The organism is Methylocapsa sp. S129 (assembly GCF_009765995.1).
In the GTDB taxonomy this organism is placed as follows: domain Bacteria; phylum Pseudomonadota; class Alphaproteobacteria; order Rhizobiales; family Beijerinckiaceae; genus Roseiarcus.
The window spans coordinates 239,779-257,488 of the sequence record NZ_LMUI01000042.1 but is presented as its reverse complement, the minus strand read 5'-3'; the positions used below and the strand labels follow the sequence as shown (position 1 = coordinate 257,488).

Below are 17,710 nucleotides of genomic sequence, written 5' to 3'. Positions count from 1 at the left end.
TTTTCCCTGTTGACCCATATAGCTGGACGGTTATAGATAGACCCATAGCCAACGAGTTATCAATTGCGATGCCACAGCCCCATGACATCCTTTTCAGAACGCTCGCCGATCCGACGCGCCGGGCCATCTTCGAGCGGCTGTGTCGCGATGGCGACCAGACGGTCGGGGCCCTGACGGCTCAGGCCGGGGTCTCGCAACCGGCCGTCTCAAAGCATCTCGGAATCCTGAAGCAGGCCGGGCTGGTGCACGACCGCCGCCAAGGCCGCCAGACACATTATAGCGCGCAGCTTGGCGCCTTGGCTCCACTGACCGACTGGACAGGCCAAATGGCCAGCTTCTGGCAAAACCGGTTCGACCAACTCGAAGATCTCCTCAATAGGATGGACCAATGACCGATAGCGCAACCGAAACCCTCTCCGTCATTGTCGAACGGGAGATCGCTCATCCGCCGGAAAAGATCTGGCGCGCGCTCACGCAACCCCACCTGATCCAGGAATGGCTGATGAAGAACGACTTCAAGCCTGTCGTAGGCCACAGCTTCAATCTTCGAGCGGACCCGCAACCGAACTGGAATGGAATCATCGACTGCGAAGTCCTCGCCGTCGAGCCGAACAAGGCGTTGTCTTACACATGGGGTTCGTTGGGTGTGAAATCGGTTGTCATCTTGACCCTCACCCCGACGCCCACGGGAACCCTTCTACGCATGGAGCAGTCCGGCTTCCGGCCGGATCAGCCGCAGAACTATCAGGGCGCCAAATACGGGTGGCGGCAGTTCCTAGCAAAGCTGGAGCAGGTCCTGGCGCGGGTAGATTGACATCTGCAGCGTTGCGCTTCGGCTCGTTTTCAAAGGAGGCTCCGTTGAATTGGAACATTTGGGTTCGCCAGATCCACCGCTGGCTGTCGATTGCCTTTACTGTGGCCGTCATCGTCAACATCGTCGCCTTAGTACAGCAGGAACAAGCCGTCTGGGTTGGCCTCTTGGCGCTGCTCCCGCTCGCCTTGCTCCTGCTCACTGGCCTGTACTTGTTTGTTCTGCCCTATGCCGCCAAGTGGCGCAGCGGGTGACGCGCCGGCGGATACGAGTGAACATAAGGACCGGCAAGACATCCAGGATGTTGGCGTAGGTTGCAAAGAAGACCGCCGTCAAGGGGCGCCGCCGGGGCGGCCAAGCCGCGCAAGTAAGGGGCGAGCGACGACAACCATGAAGAAAGCGACAAATATCATGAAGAAGAGCGGCTCGACGGAAGAAAAAGCCGGAGACTCTCCCTCCCGGCTGATCGATGCGAGAATCAAGGAGCTGAGTGATTGGCGGGGCGAGACGCTTGCTCGGGTCCGAAGCCTCATCAAACAGGCCGACCCTGAGGTGGTCGAGACGTGGAAGTGGCGAGGCGTTCCGGTGTGGGAGCACGATGGAATCCTCTGCACCGGCGAAACGTATAAGAGCGCCGTGAAGCTGACTTTCGCCAAGGGCGCCGCGCTCGAGGATCCTTCAGGACTGTTCAACTCGAGCCTTGAAGGCAATACCCGGCGCGCTATCGATCTGCATGAGGGCGACGAAATAGACGAGGACGCCTTCAAGACGCTCATCCGCGCCGCCGTTACCCTGAACAGGTCATCGGCCCGATAGTCGAATCCGGCGCCTCATGAGCTGGCGTGTTGCAAATATCTTGGGTGCTGTTGAAAAGCTTCGAAACAGGATGCCGCAAAAATCGGACTGTACGACGCGCGCTTGGCCTGTGCGACCGGAACTCGACGCCGTTGCAAGAACAAAGTATGTCGCGTGGCGGCTAAAGCACGGTATTGCTCCGGCTTCGGCGCGCTCACCCACCGGACGGAAGAAACGCCATGCCTCGCGTCAACGCGAATGGGATTGTTCTCGAATACGACGCCTTCGGCTCCGACGATCACGAACCCATTCTGCTGATTTCCGGCCTCGGCGTTCAGATGATCCGTTGGACGGTCCCGTTTTGCGAGACCTTGGCATCGCAAGGCTACCGCGTTATCCGGTTCGACAACCGCGATGTTGGCCTTTCGACCTATTTTGATAGTGCGGTCCCGGATCTGGCTGTGGTGGCTCGCGCCGCTGCGCGCGGCGAGCCGCCGCAAATTCCTTACACGCTTTATGACATGGCGGACGATGCAATTGGCCTTTTGGACGCGCTTCAGATCGACCGGGCGCACGTCGTCGGCCGATCAATGGGAGGGATGATCGCTCAGATCGTGGCCAGCGAGCATCCACTCCGCACCCGATCATTGACCTCGATTATGTCGAGCACCGGCAATCCCGATCTGCCGCAGGCCACGCCCGAAGCGATGGCCGTGCTGACCCAACCTGCGCCCCATCCTTCCGAGGACGAGGAAGCCTTCCTTGTTCATAACGTTCGCGTGGCCCGTGTAATCGGAAGCCCCGGCTATCCCTTCGACGAAGGCGCTCATCGCGCACAGATCGTGGCCGAGTACAGGCGAGCGTACAACCCCGCCGGGTTCGGCCGACAGATCGCCGCCATGGTCGCCACGGGTGACCGCCGCACGCGGCTGAACGCGATCGTTGCTCCGACCTTAATCGTACATGGAGCCGCCGACCCGTTAATCCCGCTGACTGGGGGGCAGGATACCGCGGCCAACATCAGCGGCGCCGAGCTTCTGGCGATCGAGGGAATGGGCCACGACTTACCGCCGGAACTATACCAGACCGTGGCTTTGGCCATCGCGAGAAACGCGCAACGCGCCGACAATGGGGCACGGCGCTAGCGGCGGCCGTTGCGCGCATAAATCGAGTGGCCGAGTTCGCCTCCTATGAGACGATCGACTGGGGCGGAATTGCCCATTGTTTGCATGGCGGAGCGGCGCTGCGACCAGCGCTCATCTCCAATTGAATCCGAACCCATCACTGATGGATAGGATGCAACGCATCATTCAGCGATCGAGGCGTTAAAGTCTCGACAATAAATTAGCATTGACTAATGTATTAGCTCACGCTAATGTATCGGCATGAATGAACCCGCCGCTATCAGCGCTGTCCTGCGCACGCTTGCCGATCCCACGCGGCGCGCCTTGTTCGAACGGGTCGTCGGGGCCGATGAGATGACCGTGGCCGAGCTGACGCGCGGCAGCGGCGTGACGCAGGGCGCGATCTCCCAACATCTCAAGTCATTGAAGCAGGCCGGCCTGGTCGCCGAGCGCCCCGAAGGCCGCAATGTCTATTATCGCGCTGAGCCCGAGGGCCTCGGGCCGCTCGTCGATTGGATGAGCCATTACGGCGTGTTCTGGCGCGACCGGTTCGCCAATCTCAGAACCCTCCTGAAGGAGATCGACCCATGAACGACGCCGCGTTGAAGTCCGACACGCAAGACATCGTGGTCGACGAAATCTTCCCCCATGCGCCGGAGACGATCTGGAAAACGCTGACATCAGGCGAACTGATCGCCCGCTGGCTGATGGCGCCGACCGGGTTCGAACCCGTGGAAGGCAGGCGCTTCACGTTCCAGACGACGCCGGCCGGCGAATGGGACGGAATCATCCACTGCCAGGTGTTGGAGGCGGCGCCAAACGAACGGCTCGTCTATGCCTGGAAGGGCGGACACGAGGCAAACGCTGGCTACGGCTCGCGCCTCGACACGGTCGTGACGTGGACCCTCTCAAGGGTCGCCAATGGAACGCGCCTTCGCCTTGTCCATTCCGGCTTTGTGCTGCCGAACAACGAGACGGCTTTCAAGAAAATGGGCGAAGGCTGGAAGAAGGTTGTCCCCAGCATCGGCGCGATCGCCGCGGAACAGGCGTCTTCGAAAAAACTGCACTGACCGCGCGTCGCTGCGGCGGAGTCCGGTTCGAGCGCGAGCGCCTTGCAATAGGAGGCGCGCACCGCTTCGAGCCGCTGCATTCAGGCCCTCGAAGCATTGATGGCCCACGACAATTTCATAGAAGGGAAGACAAATGAGCGAGGCTTACACCGGCGGATGCGCTTGCGGCGCGATTCGTTATGAGATCTCTGACGAACCGATGGCGCAAAACGACTGCCAGTGTCGCGATTGTCAGCGCAAGAGCGGCACCGGTCACGGGTCCTATCTGACCTTCCCGGACAAGAGGCGCGTGAGGCTCGAAGGCGAAGCGACATATTGGGACATCACCGGCGACAGCGGCAACGTCAAGACGCGCGCCTTCTGCCCCATCTGCGGATCGCCGGTGTCTCTGACGTTCAAGGCCGCGCCGGACCTGTTCACCATCCATGCCGCGAGCCTCGACGACCCCAGCCGATACAAGCCGCAGGCGGTGACCTACGCCATACGCGGTTACGCCTGGGACCATCTCGATCCCACCCTGCCGAAATTCGACAAGATGCCGCCGAGGTGAAACGCGGACTGACTTGGCGCGTGTGAAGCGTGAGCGATCGGGCGGGCTTTGCCTTGCCTGCGCCATGCTCGGCTGCTCGACGCCTACCAGTCCTGGGTCATGGGGTTACGGTGCGTCATCGCCAAAAGCCCCCCAAACCGGCATGACGCTGAGCGACCGCGCAAATCAGGTGCAAAATTGCATTTGAAAGACAATATTCTCAACGCCATAAGTTATATCGCGTCGCCATTCGTATTCAATCTCGAATATTAAAACCATTACAATCTGTATTCATCGATATAGTTTTGAATGATTCAAAATATATACATTAGAACATTTCCATATATTGCCGTTTCTATTGACTTGCTTTCCCGAGATGCTTAATTCGACGCATGGGGGAGACAGGACGACATGATGCTTGATAGTCCCGACGCCAAGGCCGGTCCGGGCGCGGAAAGGGCGCCGCGCGACGCCGAGCTTCTCAATGCGCAGCTCCTGGGCCTGTTGGAGCGGCGCCGATCCGTCACGCCGCTGCGGCTTGCGGAACCCGGACCGAGCGCTGACGAAATTGCGCGGTTGCTGACCATCGCCATGCGCGTGCCCGATCACGGCGCGCTGGAGCCCTGGCGCATCATTCTTGTGCAAGGATCGACGCGGGAAGAGCTGGGCGGCAGGCTGGCGAACGCGTTTCTCGAGGCCAATGCGCCGCGAGAGCCCGCGGCCGCCGATCTCGCGGTCCGCAAAATCAAGGCCGTGTTCGCCGCGGCGCCTCTCGTCGTCATCGTGGTGAGTTGCGCCGACGCCGCGGCGCGCATTCCCGAATGGGAGCAAGTCCTGTCCGCCGGCGCTGTCTGCATGAACCTCATGACGGCGGCGTCTGCGCTGGGCTATGGCGCGACCTGGCTCAGCGGATGGGCCTCCTATGATCCCGCCGCCTTGAGGCTTCTCAGCGTTCGGCCAGGCGAGAAGGTCGCGGGCATTATTCCGATCGGCACGATCGTCGAGCGGCCACAGGAACGCGCCCGTCCTTCCCTCGAAAAGCGCGTCACGACATGGGGGGCTGCGTGAGTGACGTCAGCCCGTCCCCCCGCACGGGATCCATCGGCGCTCTTTCGCAACTCGATGTCGGGGAGCGCCTCTTCATCTGGGGCTTCCGGGCGATGGCGCAGCATCACAAGCTCGGTCGGCCGAGCATCGCTGAATTGCGGCAGGTGTTTGGACATTTCGGCGTCGGCGACGCCGTCTTTTCGCTCGAGGCCTTGCTCGATGCTTTCGCGCGCGCCGCCCATTCGCCCGTCGAGGTTCATGGCATGGGTTGCCCATGCGTCTCGACAAGCGAAACATTCCTGTTGCGCGCGGTCGCCGCGACGCAGTCCGGCGCGCTCGAGGTCGCGCGTCGCGAGTTCGCGCGTTGGCTGCCGTGTCCAGCCGCCGACTGGGTGTTGATCCCCGTGGCCGCGATGGGGCGGCTATTTCAGAGGGCCGGCCTGACGATGCTGCTGCGCGAGGCCGAGCCGGCGCCGATGCCCGATACGATGGCCATGCGGACCTGGCCGGTCGGATCGCGCACGCTGCACTGAAGGTGCGCGTCATGCGGATGCAAGGGACGTTGACCGCAGCCGAGGAAGTCTTCCTCGACGACGTTACGCCGCCGAAATTTTCGCGTGCCGGGAGCGAAGTTCGAACGCCCTCGCATCGCGACGAAATGCAGCCGGACAAATTCGCCGCCCTGTTTCTCTCGCTGGTGCGATTTATCGGAGCGGGCTACGCCCATGGCGACGCCGAGTGCTGGGAAGCGGCGCATCGCTGCGCGGAGGAAGCCGTCGGCCCTATCGACGGGCCGTTGTTTGTCGCCCGTGCGGCCGGCCTTGTCCGCGCCGTCCGTCGCCGTCGCGACCCTGATCTTGCCTATTTGCCGTGGTCCTGCCTTCGCCTGTCGAGCGACGAAGCAAAGCTGATGCTTTTGATCGGGGCCGCGCGCGCAACGGACATGCGCGCACTGGAGCGCGCGGCTTCCGATCTTCTTGGCGGCGGCCGCGGCGCGGAAACCATCCAAGCCGCCAACGAACTAGCCAATCTGTGCCGCAGGCCGGCGGCGCGGTAGGCTGCTCACTCAGGCGTCGTAACGCCCGCCGCCTCCAGCCGGACGCTGCCGCCAAGCCAGCAGCCCAGCACCCGGCCCGCAGCGTCAAGCCGGAACCGCAGCGCGATCTCCGACGGCCGGCCCATCGCCCGGCCCTGCCGCACCCGAATCGGTCGGTCGTCAGCCTCGACAAGGCCGTTTTCCAGCAAGCCGAAGGCGAGCGCCGCCGCGGCAATGCCGGTCGCCGCGTCCTCCGGGTAGCCCGACGATTTGGGAAACTGGCGCGCGTCGAACACCCGAGCCTCAAGGTCGGCCGGCGCGTAGGGATAAAGACCGGTCGAGCCGATACGCTCGCAGAGCTTCTCCACGCGCTGGAAGTCAGGCCACAACCCGTCCAGCACGGCCGCGCTTTTGAGCGGAACCAGGGTCTTCACCCGGCTCGTCGAGGCGTTCTGGATGGGGAGAGGCGCCAGTTCGTTCGACGCAATGCCCAACACGGAAAGAATTTCCGCCTCCATGTCCCCGCCATCTGGCAATCTTGCGACCTTGCCTTGGGGCTGCGTGATCTCGACCCGCGCATCCCCGCGCTGCCCATCCACATGGGCGTCCACGCGCCCGCTGCGGGTCCAGATCGAGACCCGGTCGCGGGGCAGCCTGCCGAGCTGAAGGAGCAGCCATACCGCGCCGACCGTCGCGTGACCGCACATCTCCATCTCGTGGTTGGGCACCCAAAAGCGGACGGCGAAATCGCAGCCCGAGTCTGCCGGCGCCGGCAACACGAAGCCGCTCTCGTGTCCATAGAAGCGAGCGACGTCTTGCATGTCCGCGTCTGACATGCCCGAGGCGTCCGCCACGATCGGAGCCGGATTGCCGCCGTGCGGACCTGCGGCGAAGACGCTGACGAGTTGAACTTGTGGGGTCATGAAGCTGGACTCAGTTCGAGAGCGCGCTGCGATTGATCCGACATGAACATTCCTCGGAGGCTCACCCAATGAACGTGTCTCACTTTATGGGCGCAGTCCAGCAGCGGCGCCGTCTCGTCAGTCTCGTCGTCAAAGCCTCGCGACGCGCAGCCGCAGGGCGTTTCCGATGACGCTGACGGAGGACAAAGCCATGGCGGCGGCCGCTATGATCGGCGACAACAGGATTCCGAAGACAGGATAGAGAACGCCCGCCGCGATCGGCACGCCGGCGGCGTTGTAGACGAAGGCGAAGAACAGGTTCTGGCGGATGTTCGCCATCGTCGCCTGGGACAAACGCCTTGCGCGCACAATCCCCATCAAATCGCCTTTGACCAAGGTCACGCCCGCGCTTTCGATCGCAACGTCCGTCCCCGTCCCCATCGCAATGCCGACGTCCGCCGCCGCCAGCGCCGGCGCGTCATTAACGCCGTCGCCCGCCATCGCGACCACCCTGCCCTCGCACTTGAATTTATCGACGATTGCGCTCTTGCACTCGGGCGGGACATCCGCCTCGATATCGACGATGCCGAGGCGCCGCGCGACCGCTTCCGCCGTGGCGCGGTTGTCGCCGGTGAGCATCACCACGCGAATCCCGGCCTCGCGCAGCGCCGCAAGCGCGGCGGATGTCGTCGCCTTGACGGGATCGGCGATGGCGAGGACGCCGGCAAGCTTGCCGTCGACAGCCGCGAAGATCGCCGTCGCGCCGTCCTGGCGTAGAGCGTCAGCCCGGTCGGCAAGCAGAGCGGCGTCGACGCCTTCTTGCTTCAAATAGGCTGCATTGCCGAGCACGATGGGACGCCCTTCGACATTACCCCGCGCGCCTTTGCCGGTCGGCGCGTCGAAGTCTTGCGCCGTCGGGATCACGAGCCCCTTCGCCTCCGCCGCCGCCACGATCGCGCGCGCAAGCGGGTGTTCGGAAGCGCGCTCGATGCCGGCCGCGAGACGCAGCAATTCATCCTCGGCGAAGCCTTCAGCCGCCACGACGGCGGTCACGGAGGGTCGCCCTTCGGTGAGCGTGCCGGTTTTGTCGACGAGCAATGTGTCGACTTTTTCAAGACGCTCCAGCGCCTCGGCGTTGCGGATCAGCACGCCAAGCCCGGCGCCGCGTCCGACGCCGACCATGATCGACATCGGCGTCGCCAGGCCGAGCGCGCAGGGACACGCGATGATCAGCACCGCGACCGCGGCGACGAGCCCATAGGCGAAGCGCGGCTCCGGCCCGAACGTCGCCCAGGCGGTAAAAGCGATTAGCGCCGCCGCGATCACCGCCGGCACGAACCAGCCGGCGACGCGGTCGGCGAGGCGCTGGATCGGCGCGCGCGAACGCTGGGCTTCCGAAACCATCTGGACGATGCGCGCCAGTATCGTGTCGCGCCCGACCTTGTCGGCGCGCATGATGAGAGCGCCGGTCTGGTTCAGCGTGCCGCCGATGACGATGTCGCCGGCAGCTTTCATGACGGGTATGGACTCGCCGGTCACCATCGCCTCGTCGAGCGCCGAGCGGCCCTCCAGCACGGTTCCGTCGACGGGCGCCTTCTCGCCCGGGCGGATGCGCAGACGGTCGCCCGCCTTGATGAGATCGAGCGCCACCTCATCCTCGCCGCCGTCGGGATTCAGCCGTCGCGCGGTTTTGGGCGCAAGATCGAGCAGCGCGCGGATCGCGCCGGAGGTTTGGTCGCGCGCGCGCAATTCGAGAACCTGACCAAGCAGCACGAGCACGGTAATGACTGACGCCGCTTCGAAATAGACGGCGACGCTATCGTCCATGCCGCGGAACGCCAAGGGAAACACGCCCGGCGCCAAGGTCGCCACGACGCTGTAAGCCCAGGCGATTCCGGTCCCCATCGCGATCAGCGTGAACATGTTCAGGTTGCGCGTGACGAGCGAGCGCCAGCCGCGCTCGAAGAACGGCCAGCCAGCCCACAGCACCACCGGCGTCGCCAGTGCCAGTTGAATCCAGGCCGACGCGGCGGCCGGAAGGACGCGATGAATCGGCGGAAACAGATGGCCGCCCATTTCCAGCAGGAACACGGGAACGGACAAAGCGAGCCCGATCCAGAAGCGTCGCGTCATGTCGGCGAGTTCCGGATTGGGACCGGCCGCCGCCGCGACATCCAACGGCTCGAGCGCCATGCCGCAGATGGGGCACGATCCCGGGCCAACCTGACGGATTTCGGGATGCATCGGGCAGGTGAAAATGGCGCCTTCGGGCGCCGCCTTTACCGTTTTCTCGCCAGCGTCGACGAGGTAACGGGCGGGATCGGCCTCGAATTTCGTCCGGCAGCCGTTGCAGCAGAAATGGAACGTCTTGCCGTCGTAATCGGCGCGATGTTTCGAAGCAGCGGGATCGACGCTCATGCCGCAGACGGGATCCCTGACGATTTCAGCGCTCCCTTCTCGATGGCCGCCATCGGCAGGACCGTGCGCATGATGATGGTGGGCGTGGTCCGTCATGCCAATCTCCGTATCCAATACCCCTGATGGGTATGTGAGGGGCCTTGTGTAATATACCCCCATGAGGTATATGGCAAGCATGCAGCCAAACGCCAAAACCGCCTGCCTCAAGCGCCTCAACCGCATCGAGGGACAAGTGCGCGGCCTCGCCCGCATGGTCGAAGACGATCGCTATTGCATCGACGTGATCACGCAGGTCTCGGCGGTGCGCGCGGCGCTGAAGCGCGTCGAGGACGAGGTTCTCAAGGATCACGTCGCCCATTGCGTAGAGCACGCCATTTCCGCCGGCGATCGCGACGAGCAGCGTCAGAAAATTGCGGAACTCATGCATGTGCTCGGCAAGATGTGACGCGAGCATTGGCGCCGAACGACATCGAAACGGAGAATTGCTATGCCTATGCGCTTGATCCCTCTCGCCGCTTTCCTGCTCGCTGCGCCCAGCCTCGCGCTGGCGCAGGACGCCCAGCCCGACGCGATGAAAGGCATGGCGATGAAGGGGGCGGCGAGCCCTGCCGATAAAGCTTTCACGGATTCCATGCAGACGATGATGAAGAATATGATGGTTAAGCCCACAGGCAGGCCCGACCGAGACTTCGTCCTGATGATGATGCCCCACCACCAGGGCGCCATCGACATGGCGAAAGTCGAGTTGCAATACGGCAAGGATCCGCAATTGCTCAAACTGGCGGCCGACATTGTCGCGGCGCAGGAAAAAGAAATCGCCGAAATGAAGGACTGGCTCGCCAGGAATGGCCAATAGCTCTCGGGGTTCGGCTCTTGAGGGCCACGTTTGCCGATCCGCGCAAACGTTAACGTGATCGCGCACATTTCAAAGACCGCGCTGGACTTTGATGGAAATCGTCTATCGATTTCCGTCGGGGTGCCGAATCCGGTTTGCAGAAGTCAACGAGGCGCGGATGTCGCATATCGGCGGTTTGGGTCACAGCGCGATTCTCTTTCCCGCTTCGCTGGCTTTGTTCGGTTTTCTTCTCTGGCTTGGCCGGCGCGCCGACGCCCTCGCCTTCGTCGCGGCTCTCACCGTCTGTCTCGTTGCGACGCTCGTCGCTAAGCTTGCTTTTCATGCTTGTGAATCGAACGTCGCCGCGTTCGGCGTTGAAAGTCCAAGCGGGCACGCCAGTTTCAGCGCCGTTTTCTATGGATGCGCGGCGCTTGTCATCGCTGGCGGCCGGCCGCCTTGGGCAAGAATGGGTGTTTACGCCGTCGCGGCTTTGTTCGTGTTTCTCATCGGCGTCAGCCGCGTCGTCGTCGGGGCGCATACATTTCCAGATGTCGTGGTCGGCCTGGGCATCGGCATGATTTCGATTCTGGTGTTCCACGCGCTGCGCGGGCCGCCGCGTCCCCTGGCCATATCGTTGCGCGCGGTCGCATGGGGAATTCCCACGGGCGCCGTCCTGCTGACGATCATCCTTTATTTCGCCAGACGCTGGACGGCGGAGCCGCTCATCGAAGCGGTGGCGTTGCGGCTCAATCTATTGCTGAACCTGTGCGGGCCGGTTTCGTAGAACTTGAGCGAATGACTGGCGAATCCGGCCGGAATCGGATTTTATGGACGGCGGACGCGCCCAAAGGCTAATAAGCGCGACGATAAGAAGCTTAACAAACGAGGAAACGCATGAGCGGCAACGTCAAGGGACCGGCGATTTTTCTGGCGCAATTCGCGGGAGACGTGGCGCCGTTCAATTCCTTCAACGCGATCTGCAAATGGGCGGCCTCGCTCGGCTACAAGGGCGTTCAGATCCCGACGTGGGACGCCAGGCTGTTCGATCTAGCCAAAGCCGCGCAATCCAAGACCTATTGCGAGGAGATCGCCGGCATCGCGGAAAGCCATGGCCTCGCGATCACCGAACTTTCGACCCATCTGCAAGGCCAGCTTGTCGCGGTCAATCCGGCGTTCGACGAGGCGTTCGACGCTTTTGCGCCCGCCGAAGTGCATGGGCGCCCGCGCGAGCGCCAGAAATGGGCGGTCGATCAGGTCCTGATGGCGGGCAAGGCGTCGCAGCATCTCGGCCTGACGGCGAGCGTCAGCTTCACCGGCGCGCTGGCCTGGCCCTATGTCTATCCCTGGCCGCAGCGCGCGCCCGGCCTGATCGAGACCGCCTTCGAGGAGCTCGCGCGCCGCTGGAAGCCGATTCTCAACGCTTATGACGAGGCCGGCGTCGACATCGCCTATGAAATCCATCCGGGCGAAGACGTATTCGACGGCGCCACGTTCGAGCGTTTTCTCGAGGCGCTGAAAGGCCATAAGCGCTGCACGATCAACTACGACCCCTCGCATTTCCTGCTGCAGCAGCTCGACTACCTCGCCTTCATCGACATCTACCACGAACGCATCAGCGCCTTTCACGTCAAGGACGCCGAGTTCAACCCGACCGGCCGCCAGGGCGTCTATTCCGGCTACGCCTCCTGGATCGAGCGCGCCGGCCGCTTCCGCTCGCTCGGCGACGGACAGGTCGATTTTGGCGGCATTTTCTCAAAACTTGCGCAATACGGCTATTCCTCCTGGGCGGTGCTGGAATGGGAATGCTGCCTCAAGCATCCCGAAGACGGCGCCCGGGAAGGCGCTGAATTCATCAGGCATCATCTCATCCGCGTCACCGACAAGGCGTTCGACGATTTCGCCGGCGGCGGCGTCGACAAGAAGCTGATCAAACGCGCGCTCGGGCTGCGCTGAACAAAGATCGAGGGAAAACGACCATGGCTATTGAAGGACGCAGCGATGCGGGCAAGGGCGGCAGGATTCGCCTTGGCATGATTGGCGGAGGCGAAGGCGCCTTCATCGGCGCGGTGCACCGCGTCGCCGCGCGGATGGACGATCATTACGAACTCGTCGCGGGCGCGCTCTCTTCCACGGCGGAGAAGGCGCAACGCTCGGGCGCCGCGCTCGGCCTGCCGGCCGACCGGATCTATGACGATTTCGAAGCGATGGCCAAGGCGGAAGCCCAGCGCAAGGACGGTATCGAGGCGGTCGCCATCGTCACGCCCAACCACATGCACGCCGGGCCGGCTTACGCCTTCCTGAAAGCCGGCATTCATGTGATCTGCGACAAGCCGCTGACGACATCGCTCGCCGAGGCGAAGAAACTCAAGGCCGCCGCCGACAAATCGGGCCTCATTTTCGCGGTGACGCATAATTACACCGGCTATCCCCTGGTGCGGCGCGCGCGCGAAATGGTCAAGGCGGGCGATCTTGGCGACATCCGCCTGATCCAGGTCGAATATCCGCAGGATTGGATGACCGAAGCGACCGAGAAGACCGGCAACAAACAGGCCGCCTGGCGCGTCGACCCCAAGCGCTCGGGCGCCGGCGGCGCGATCGGCGATATCGGCACCCATGCCTATAATCTGGCCGATTACATCGGCGGCATCGACGTCGTCGAACTCAGCGCCGAGCTCACCTCATTCGGCGCCGGGCGCGCGCTCGACGACAACGTCCAGATCATGCTGCGCTACGCCAATGGCGCGCGCGGCGCGCTCTGGGCGAGCCAGGTGGCGCCCGGCAATGAGAACGGCCTGCGCATCCGCATCTACGGGACCAAGGGCGGCCTCAGTTGGGTGCAGACCGAGCCCAACCATATGCTGTGGTCGCCGTTCGGCCAGTCGACCCGCATCGTGACGCGCGGCGGCCCGGATTCAGGCGTCGCGGCGGCGCGCGTCACGCGCATTCCGCCGGGCCATCCCGAGGGCTATCTCGAAGGCTTCGCCAATATCTACAGCGAAATCGCCGAGGCGATCAAAGCCGCGCGTTCCGGCAAGAAGCCGCCCAAAGGCGTCCATTTCCCGACCATCGACGACGGCGTCAAAGGCCTCGCCTTCATCGAAGCCGCGGTGAAATCGTCCAAAGCCAACGGCAAGTGGACGAAGTTATAGCCGCAGCGCCCCTTCGCCCCGCGCAGCGGGGAGAAGGTGGCATGCGAAGCATGCCTGCGGACGAACGCTACGCGTTCGCCTTGGGATGAGGGGCGGCGCAACCCTCGCCCCTCTTGCAAAACCCTTGCAACGCTCGACTCAAGCATCGCCGCAAAAAAATATCCCAATGATATCAACGTCCCTTCTATCCCCCTGCAAATTTTTTTCTGGTCACATCGTTTGATATCAAGGGCTTGCAAGAGAAAAACCCGATTTTTTTTGTCGCTGCTCCCCGCTTCCACCGTTCGGTTCGCCGCGATCCCTTGCGCCCTGCCTGCGCGCAAGGCGACAGGCCATCTGGCCTAGCCACCCGGACGAACCGCCCGCAATCATATATCTGAAAAAAGCAATTTTCAAATAAATTATTCTCTAAATCAGAATATCCAACCCGCCAGCCCGCCCCTCCCCGGCCGGTTCGAGCGCCCTGCTGCCGGGTTGAGGCGCGCTGGGGAGGGGCCACGCCGCCGAGTCGCCGTCAAGTGGCCAAGCGGCCGCTTCTCCACTTCGTTACGGCCCCTTCGGGGTGACTGCGCCTCGTCGGCGCGACAAGTGGCATCCATGCTATTTTGGTGCGCGAGAGCGGCCTTTTGAGGCCGCTTCGCTCACCAAAACAGCATGGTCAGCCAAACGCCATCGGCGCGCGGAGGGGTCAAGTCCGGCGAATGCGAAGCATTCGCCTTGAGCGAAGCGACCGCGAAGCGGCTTGACCTTGACGCCGAGCACGACGATGGCATCCGCGACGCCTAAGCCCTTGAGCGAGCGAACACCGTATCGCTGGGCTTACCCGCCCATTTCGCCTAGATTGCCGCCGCGGCCCGCGTCCTGGGAGGAGAGAGAGCCATGCACAGCGTCGACCGGTTCCTGACGACCCATACCGGTAGTCTGCCCCGGCCCGACGATCTCATCGAAATGGTCATCGCCACCCAGCGCGGTGACGAGGTCGACCCCGCCGCGCTCGAGGCGCGCATCACGTCGGCGGTGTCCGAATCGGTCAGCCGGCAGGTCGAGGCGGGCGTCGATATCGTCAATGACGGCGAAATGTCCAAGCCGAGCTACGCCACCTATGTCTTGCAACGGCTCACCGGCTTTGGCGGCTCCTCCAATAGCTTCCCCTTCGCCGACCTCAAGGAATTCCCCCGCATCGCGGCCCGGGTGACGGGCGATCCCGGCCGCAAATACCGCAAGACGCCCGGCTGCAACGCCCCGATCGCCGTCTCGGATTTCGACGCCGCCAAGCGCGACATGGATCGTCTGAGCGCCGCCGCCAAAGCCGCCGGGGCGAAGGAGATGTTCACCGCCGCCGCCTCGCCCGGCGTCATCTCCTTCTTCTTCAAGAACGAATATTACCCGACCCACGAGGCCTATGTCTTCGCCATCGCCGACGCGATGAGCCACGAATATGAAGCCATCGCCGCGTCGGGCGCTTATGTCCAGCTCGATTGCCCCGATCTCGCGATGGGCCGCCACGTCCATTATCAGGACGCGAGCCTCGCCGATTTTCGCAAGGTGTTCCAGATTCACATCGAGGCGCTGAACCATTCCGTCCGCAACATCCCGGCGGAGAAAATCCGCATGCACATGTGCTGGGGCAATTATCCCGGCCCGCACCATTGCGACGTGCCGCTCGCCGATGTCATCGACCTGATGTGGAAGGCCAAGCCCCATGCCTATCTCATCGAGGCGGCCAACCCCCGCCACGCGCATGAATGGAAGCTGTTCGAGGAGGTGAAGCTGCCCGAAGGCAAGGTGCTGGTGCCCGGCGTCATCGAGTGCCAGTCGAACTATATCGAGCACCCCGAAGTCGTGGCCCAGCGCATCGACCGCTACGCTAACCTCTGCGGCCGCGAGAATATCGTCGCCGGCGTCGATTGCGGCTTTTCCATCCACGTCGGCATGGGCGGCGTCGACCCCGACGTCGCGTACGCCAAGCTCAAAGCCATGGCCGAAGGCGCCCGCCTCGCGTCGAAGAAATACTGGCCGAAGGCGGGGTAGCGGTCCGGGTTAGCCAGATTGAAGGCGCGCGCGCTTCCCTTCTCCCGCTTCGCGGGAGAAGGTGGCCTTCGCGTCAGCGAAGGTCGGATGAGGGCCTCAAAGCTGGGCGCCACGCAAAAGCGCGGCGGTTCAAGACCCCATTTCAATCATAGGACTCGCATGCCAACGCGCTATCCAGAACAACAACGGGATCAGGCGTGACAATCGGGCGCGCGGCGGCGAAGCGAGGCCGCGCTCTACGACGAGCGCCCTCATCCGACCCGACTTCGTCGGGCCACCTTCTCCCACCAAAGGCGGGAGAAGGGCTCCGCGCGCCTTCCCTTCTCCCGCTTCGCGGGAGAAGGTGGCCTTCGCGTCAGCGAAGGCCGGATGAGGGCCTCAAAGCTGGGCGCCACGCAAAAGCGCGGCGGTTCAAGACCCCGTTTCAATCATAGGACTCGCATGCCAACGCGCTGTCCAGAACAACAACGGGATCAAGCGCGACAATCGGGCGCCCGGCGGCGAAGCGAGGCCGCGCTCTACGGCGAGCGCCCTCATCCGACCCGACTTCGTCGGGCCACCTTCTCCCACCAAAGGCGGGAGAAGGGCTCCGCGCGCCTTCCCTTCTCCCGCTTCGCGGGAGAAGGTGGCCTTCGCGTCAGCGAAGGTCGGATGAGGGCCTCAAAGCTGGGCGCCGACCAAAATAGCGGCGCCATTTCGGCGTCAGGCCAGAGCTTCCGCCAGTCGCGCCCAACGACCGGATGCTACCACTGGATTTTCTGATTTCTCGCCCTCAGGTTCCATCGAACATACAATCAGAAATCTTTAACTCTGCCTCGATGCAGTGGCGGGCAAGTACCTGCATGATGCGGGCCGCCACATATAGCCGCCGCAACTCGCTTGCATCATCAGGATCAGATTTGGAATCCTTGCCCGCGTGCGCGACCGCAATCCGGCAGGATTTGTATATGTACTCATGCGGTTCGGTCGCGCCGCGCAGCTTGTCAAAGTCATTCAATGGCCGTTTCAAATACTCAAAACTGCGAGCATAATCGAAATTATCTCGAAACCAGTTCCTCGTCGCGCCCCGGTCCCGCTGCGTTAATTCGATGATCTTGTAGTAATTGAGAACGGCGTAGCTAATGAGCGCGTTATGCTCCGCGTTCAGTGCCTCACGGTACAGCGCGAGCGCACGACGCGCTTCCGGCGTCGAAGGCATTTTGCGATCAAAGATGTAATGCGGCGTGGTCCGGAATGCGAGTTCAGGCTTTGCAACTGGCACCGGCACCGGGTTGCCGGACCATCCGAAACCGAGCGTGGCAAAATTGTCGTCGCACCACGCGATGACGCTGAGAAAGCGGCGTATCACAGTCGTGGCGCCGCTATCGTCGAGCCGGTTTCCCGTAAGGTCCATATGAACGGATTGAACTTTATCCCGTGTGCGCGGCATCAGCACGAAATGATAGCCATCAAACCTCACCAAGGTGGGTTCACGTGGCCAGGTTACGTGATTGTCGGCGGCCATGTTCAAAAACCGCGAGTGCGGCGTCACGCCTAGTTTCTTCCAAAGCGCTTGCTTAGTTTCCTCCTCTTCATATTCTGAACCATCGCTGGTGGGCTCGCCCGGATGACAGGCTGCAATCTCCATCGCGCTGGCAACACGCACGAAGAATGGTTGTCCGAAGCTCATCTCTCGGCTCGCAGGCGAGAAAAGCTGCCTTTCAAAATCAAATGATGATTCAGCTCCTTCTCGCATGAGGGAGACTGCCATGCGCGGCATGAAGAACGCCTGCTTCCGCGCGCCCTCACGCTCATACGTGAACACGGCTCCGCCGGTGCTATTTACTCCTGTTTCGCCCACGACGACGCGTACGGCAATCAAACTCTCCCGCGCGCCGGCATCCATAAGTAATAGCGTCATCGCCTCGATAAGCGACTTCGTGTTGTGGAAGCCGCCCTTGGGACCGCCAACAGGCGAAAGTGT

The 17,710-nt window shown here is 62.8% G+C and carries 20 protein-coding genes; 17 read left to right on the top strand and 3 right to left on the bottom strand.

Translation table 11 applies throughout. The annotated features are described in order from the left end of the window. The first annotated feature begins 68 nt into the window (after positions 1-68). From GSQ90_RS21820 to GSQ90_RS21770, 11 genes are all read left to right on the top strand, one after another. Positions 69-392, top strand: coding sequence for a helix-turn-helix transcriptional regulator (locus tag GSQ90_RS21820; protein ID WP_158816994.1), 324 nt, complete (start codon positions 69-71; stop codon positions 390-392). After that, positions 389-814: an SRPBCC domain-containing protein gene (locus GSQ90_RS21815; protein ID WP_158816993.1), complete on the top strand. Its 426-nt coding sequence runs from the start codon at positions 389-391 to the stop codon at positions 812-814. The genes GSQ90_RS21820 and GSQ90_RS21815 overlap by 4 nt, the downstream gene beginning before the upstream one ends. Before the next feature lie 44 nt (positions 815-858). After that, positions 859-1,065, top strand: coding sequence for a hypothetical protein (locus tag GSQ90_RS21810; protein WP_158816992.1), 207 nt, complete (start codon positions 859-861; stop codon positions 1,063-1,065). A gap of 136 nt (positions 1,066-1,201) precedes the next feature. Beyond that, positions 1,202-1,627: a DUF1801 domain-containing protein gene (locus GSQ90_RS21805; RefSeq protein ID WP_158816991.1), complete on the top strand. Its 426-nt coding sequence runs from the start codon at positions 1,202-1,204 to the stop codon at positions 1,625-1,627. A gap of 218 nt (positions 1,628-1,845) precedes the next feature. Next, the gene (locus GSQ90_RS21800; protein WP_158816990.1) at positions 1,846-2,751 is read left to right on the top strand and encodes an alpha/beta fold hydrolase; all 906 of its coding nucleotides are present in this window, start codon (positions 1,846-1,848) and stop codon (positions 2,749-2,751) included. A 240-nt stretch (positions 2,752-2,991) separates the two neighbouring features. After that, positions 2,992-3,321, top strand: coding sequence for a helix-turn-helix transcriptional regulator (locus GSQ90_RS21795; RefSeq protein ID WP_158816989.1), 330 nt, complete (start codon positions 2,992-2,994; stop codon positions 3,319-3,321). Beyond that, positions 3,318-3,800, top strand: coding sequence for an SRPBCC domain-containing protein (locus tag GSQ90_RS21790; RefSeq protein WP_158816988.1), 483 nt, complete (start codon positions 3,318-3,320; stop codon positions 3,798-3,800). Before GSQ90_RS21795 ends, GSQ90_RS21790 begins: the two co-directional genes overlap by 4 nt. A gap of 133 nt (positions 3,801-3,933) precedes the next feature. Beyond that, positions 3,934-4,350 (top strand): GFA family protein, encoded by a 417-nt coding sequence (locus GSQ90_RS21785; protein WP_158816987.1) that lies wholly within the window; start codon positions 3,934-3,936, stop codon positions 4,348-4,350. 390 nt (positions 4,351-4,740) lie between these two features. Further along, complete coding sequence (locus GSQ90_RS21780; protein WP_246731712.1) at positions 4,741-5,397, top strand: nitroreductase; 657 nt, start codon at positions 4,741-4,743, stop codon at positions 5,395-5,397. Next, the gene (locus GSQ90_RS21775) at positions 5,394-5,909 is read left to right on the top strand and encodes a hypothetical protein (protein WP_158816986.1); all 516 of its coding nucleotides are present in this window, start codon (positions 5,394-5,396) and stop codon (positions 5,907-5,909) included. Before GSQ90_RS21780 ends, GSQ90_RS21775 begins: the two co-directional genes overlap by 4 nt. A gap of 29 nt (positions 5,910-5,938) precedes the next feature. Further along, positions 5,939-6,433, top strand: a complete 495-nt coding sequence (locus GSQ90_RS21770) for a hypothetical protein (protein ID WP_158816985.1) — start codon at positions 5,939-5,941, stop codon at positions 6,431-6,433. A 5-nt stretch (positions 6,434-6,438) separates the two neighbouring features. On the opposite strand, the gene GSQ90_RS21765 is transcribed toward GSQ90_RS21770, so the two are convergent. Both GSQ90_RS21765 and GSQ90_RS21760 read right to left on the bottom strand, forming a co-directional pair. Continuing rightward, complete coding sequence (locus tag GSQ90_RS21765; protein ID WP_158816984.1) at positions 6,439-7,335, bottom strand: PhzF family phenazine biosynthesis protein; 897 nt, start codon at positions 7,333-7,335, stop codon at positions 6,439-6,441. 129 nt (positions 7,336-7,464) lie between these two features. After that, entirely contained in the window at positions 7,465-9,828 is a 2,364-nt protein-coding gene (locus GSQ90_RS21760; RefSeq protein WP_158816983.1) for a heavy metal translocating P-type ATPase, read from the bottom strand. A gap of 70 nt (positions 9,829-9,898) precedes the next feature. Between GSQ90_RS21760 and GSQ90_RS21755 the strand changes: the two genes are divergently transcribed. The 6 genes from GSQ90_RS21755 to GSQ90_RS21730 all read left to right on the top strand — a co-directional run bounded on the left by GSQ90_RS21755 (position 9,899) and on the right by GSQ90_RS21730 (position 15,747). Next, positions 9,899-10,177, top strand: a complete 279-nt coding sequence (locus tag GSQ90_RS21755; protein ID WP_371418436.1) for a metal-sensitive transcriptional regulator — start codon at positions 9,899-9,901, stop codon at positions 10,175-10,177. A gap of 42 nt (positions 10,178-10,219) precedes the next feature. Next, positions 10,220-10,588: a DUF305 domain-containing protein gene (locus GSQ90_RS21750; protein WP_158816982.1), complete on the top strand. Its 369-nt coding sequence runs from the start codon at positions 10,220-10,222 to the stop codon at positions 10,586-10,588. A 157-nt stretch (positions 10,589-10,745) separates the two neighbouring features. Further along, positions 10,746-11,351, top strand: a complete 606-nt coding sequence (locus tag GSQ90_RS21745; protein WP_158816981.1) for a phosphatase PAP2 family protein — start codon at positions 10,746-10,748, stop codon at positions 11,349-11,351. A 110-nt stretch (positions 11,352-11,461) separates the two neighbouring features. Next, entirely contained in the window at positions 11,462-12,520 is a 1,059-nt protein-coding gene (locus GSQ90_RS21740) for a sugar phosphate isomerase/epimerase (protein WP_158816980.1), read from the top strand. A gap of 23 nt (positions 12,521-12,543) precedes the next feature. After that, complete coding sequence (locus tag GSQ90_RS21735; protein WP_158816979.1) at positions 12,544-13,716, top strand: Gfo/Idh/MocA family protein; 1,173 nt, start codon at positions 12,544-12,546, stop codon at positions 13,714-13,716. Positions 13,717-14,595: 879 nt separating this feature from the next. After that, positions 14,596-15,747, top strand: a complete 1,152-nt coding sequence (locus GSQ90_RS21730) for a cobalamin-independent methionine synthase II family protein (protein ID WP_158816978.1) — start codon at positions 14,596-14,598, stop codon at positions 15,745-15,747. 772 nt (positions 15,748-16,519) lie between these two features. On the opposite strand, the gene mauJ is transcribed toward GSQ90_RS21730, so the two are convergent. Continuing rightward, positions 16,520-17,710: methylamine utilization protein MauJ (gene mauJ, locus GSQ90_RS21725; protein ID WP_210254943.1), on the bottom strand; the 1,191-nt coding region annotated here is incomplete at its 5' end.

Bases quoted from the DNA above. Each gene is read 5' to 3' on its own strand.
- GSQ90_RS21820 (WP_158816994.1), top strand. From the start codon at position 69: ATGCCACAGCCCCATGACATCCTTTTCAGAACGCTCGCCGATCCGACG.
- GSQ90_RS21815 (WP_158816993.1), top strand. From the start codon at position 389: ATGACCGATAGCGCAACCGAAACCCTCTCCGTCATTGTCGAACGGGAG.
- GSQ90_RS21805 (WP_158816991.1), top strand. From the start codon at position 1,202: ATGAAGAAAGCGACAAATATCATGAAGAAGAGCGGCTCGACGGAAGAA.
- GSQ90_RS21800 (WP_158816990.1), top strand. From the start codon at position 1,846: ATGCCTCGCGTCAACGCGAATGGGATTGTTCTCGAATACGACGCCTTC.
- GSQ90_RS21795 (WP_158816989.1), top strand. From the start codon at position 2,992: ATGAATGAACCCGCCGCTATCAGCGCTGTCCTGCGCACGCTTGCCGAT.
- GSQ90_RS21790 (WP_158816988.1), top strand. From the start codon at position 3,318: ATGAACGACGCCGCGTTGAAGTCCGACACGCAAGACATCGTGGTCGAC.
- GSQ90_RS21785 (WP_158816987.1), top strand. From the start codon at position 3,934: ATGAGCGAGGCTTACACCGGCGGATGCGCTTGCGGCGCGATTCGTTAT.
- GSQ90_RS21780 (WP_246731712.1), top strand. From the start codon at position 4,741: ATGATGCTTGATAGTCCCGACGCCAAGGCCGGTCCGGGCGCGGAAAGG.
- GSQ90_RS21765 (WP_158816984.1), bottom strand. From the start codon at position 7,335: ATGACCCCACAAGTTCAACTCGTCAGCGTCTTCGCCGCAGGTCCGCAC.
- GSQ90_RS21760 (WP_158816983.1), bottom strand. From the start codon at position 9,828: ATGACGGACCACGCCCACCATCATCATGCGCACGGTCCTGCCGATGGC.
- GSQ90_RS21755 (WP_371418436.1), top strand. From the start codon at position 9,899: ATGGCAAGCATGCAGCCAAACGCCAAAACCGCCTGCCTCAAGCGCCTC.
- GSQ90_RS21750 (WP_158816982.1), top strand. From the start codon at position 10,220: ATGCCTATGCGCTTGATCCCTCTCGCCGCTTTCCTGCTCGCTGCGCCC.
- GSQ90_RS21745 (WP_158816981.1), top strand. From the start codon at position 10,746: ATGTCGCATATCGGCGGTTTGGGTCACAGCGCGATTCTCTTTCCCGCT.
- GSQ90_RS21740 (WP_158816980.1), top strand. From the start codon at position 11,462: ATGAGCGGCAACGTCAAGGGACCGGCGATTTTTCTGGCGCAATTCGCG.
- GSQ90_RS21735 (WP_158816979.1), top strand. From the start codon at position 12,544: ATGGCTATTGAAGGACGCAGCGATGCGGGCAAGGGCGGCAGGATTCGC.
- GSQ90_RS21730 (WP_158816978.1), top strand. From the start codon at position 14,596: ATGCACAGCGTCGACCGGTTCCTGACGACCCATACCGGTAGTCTGCCC.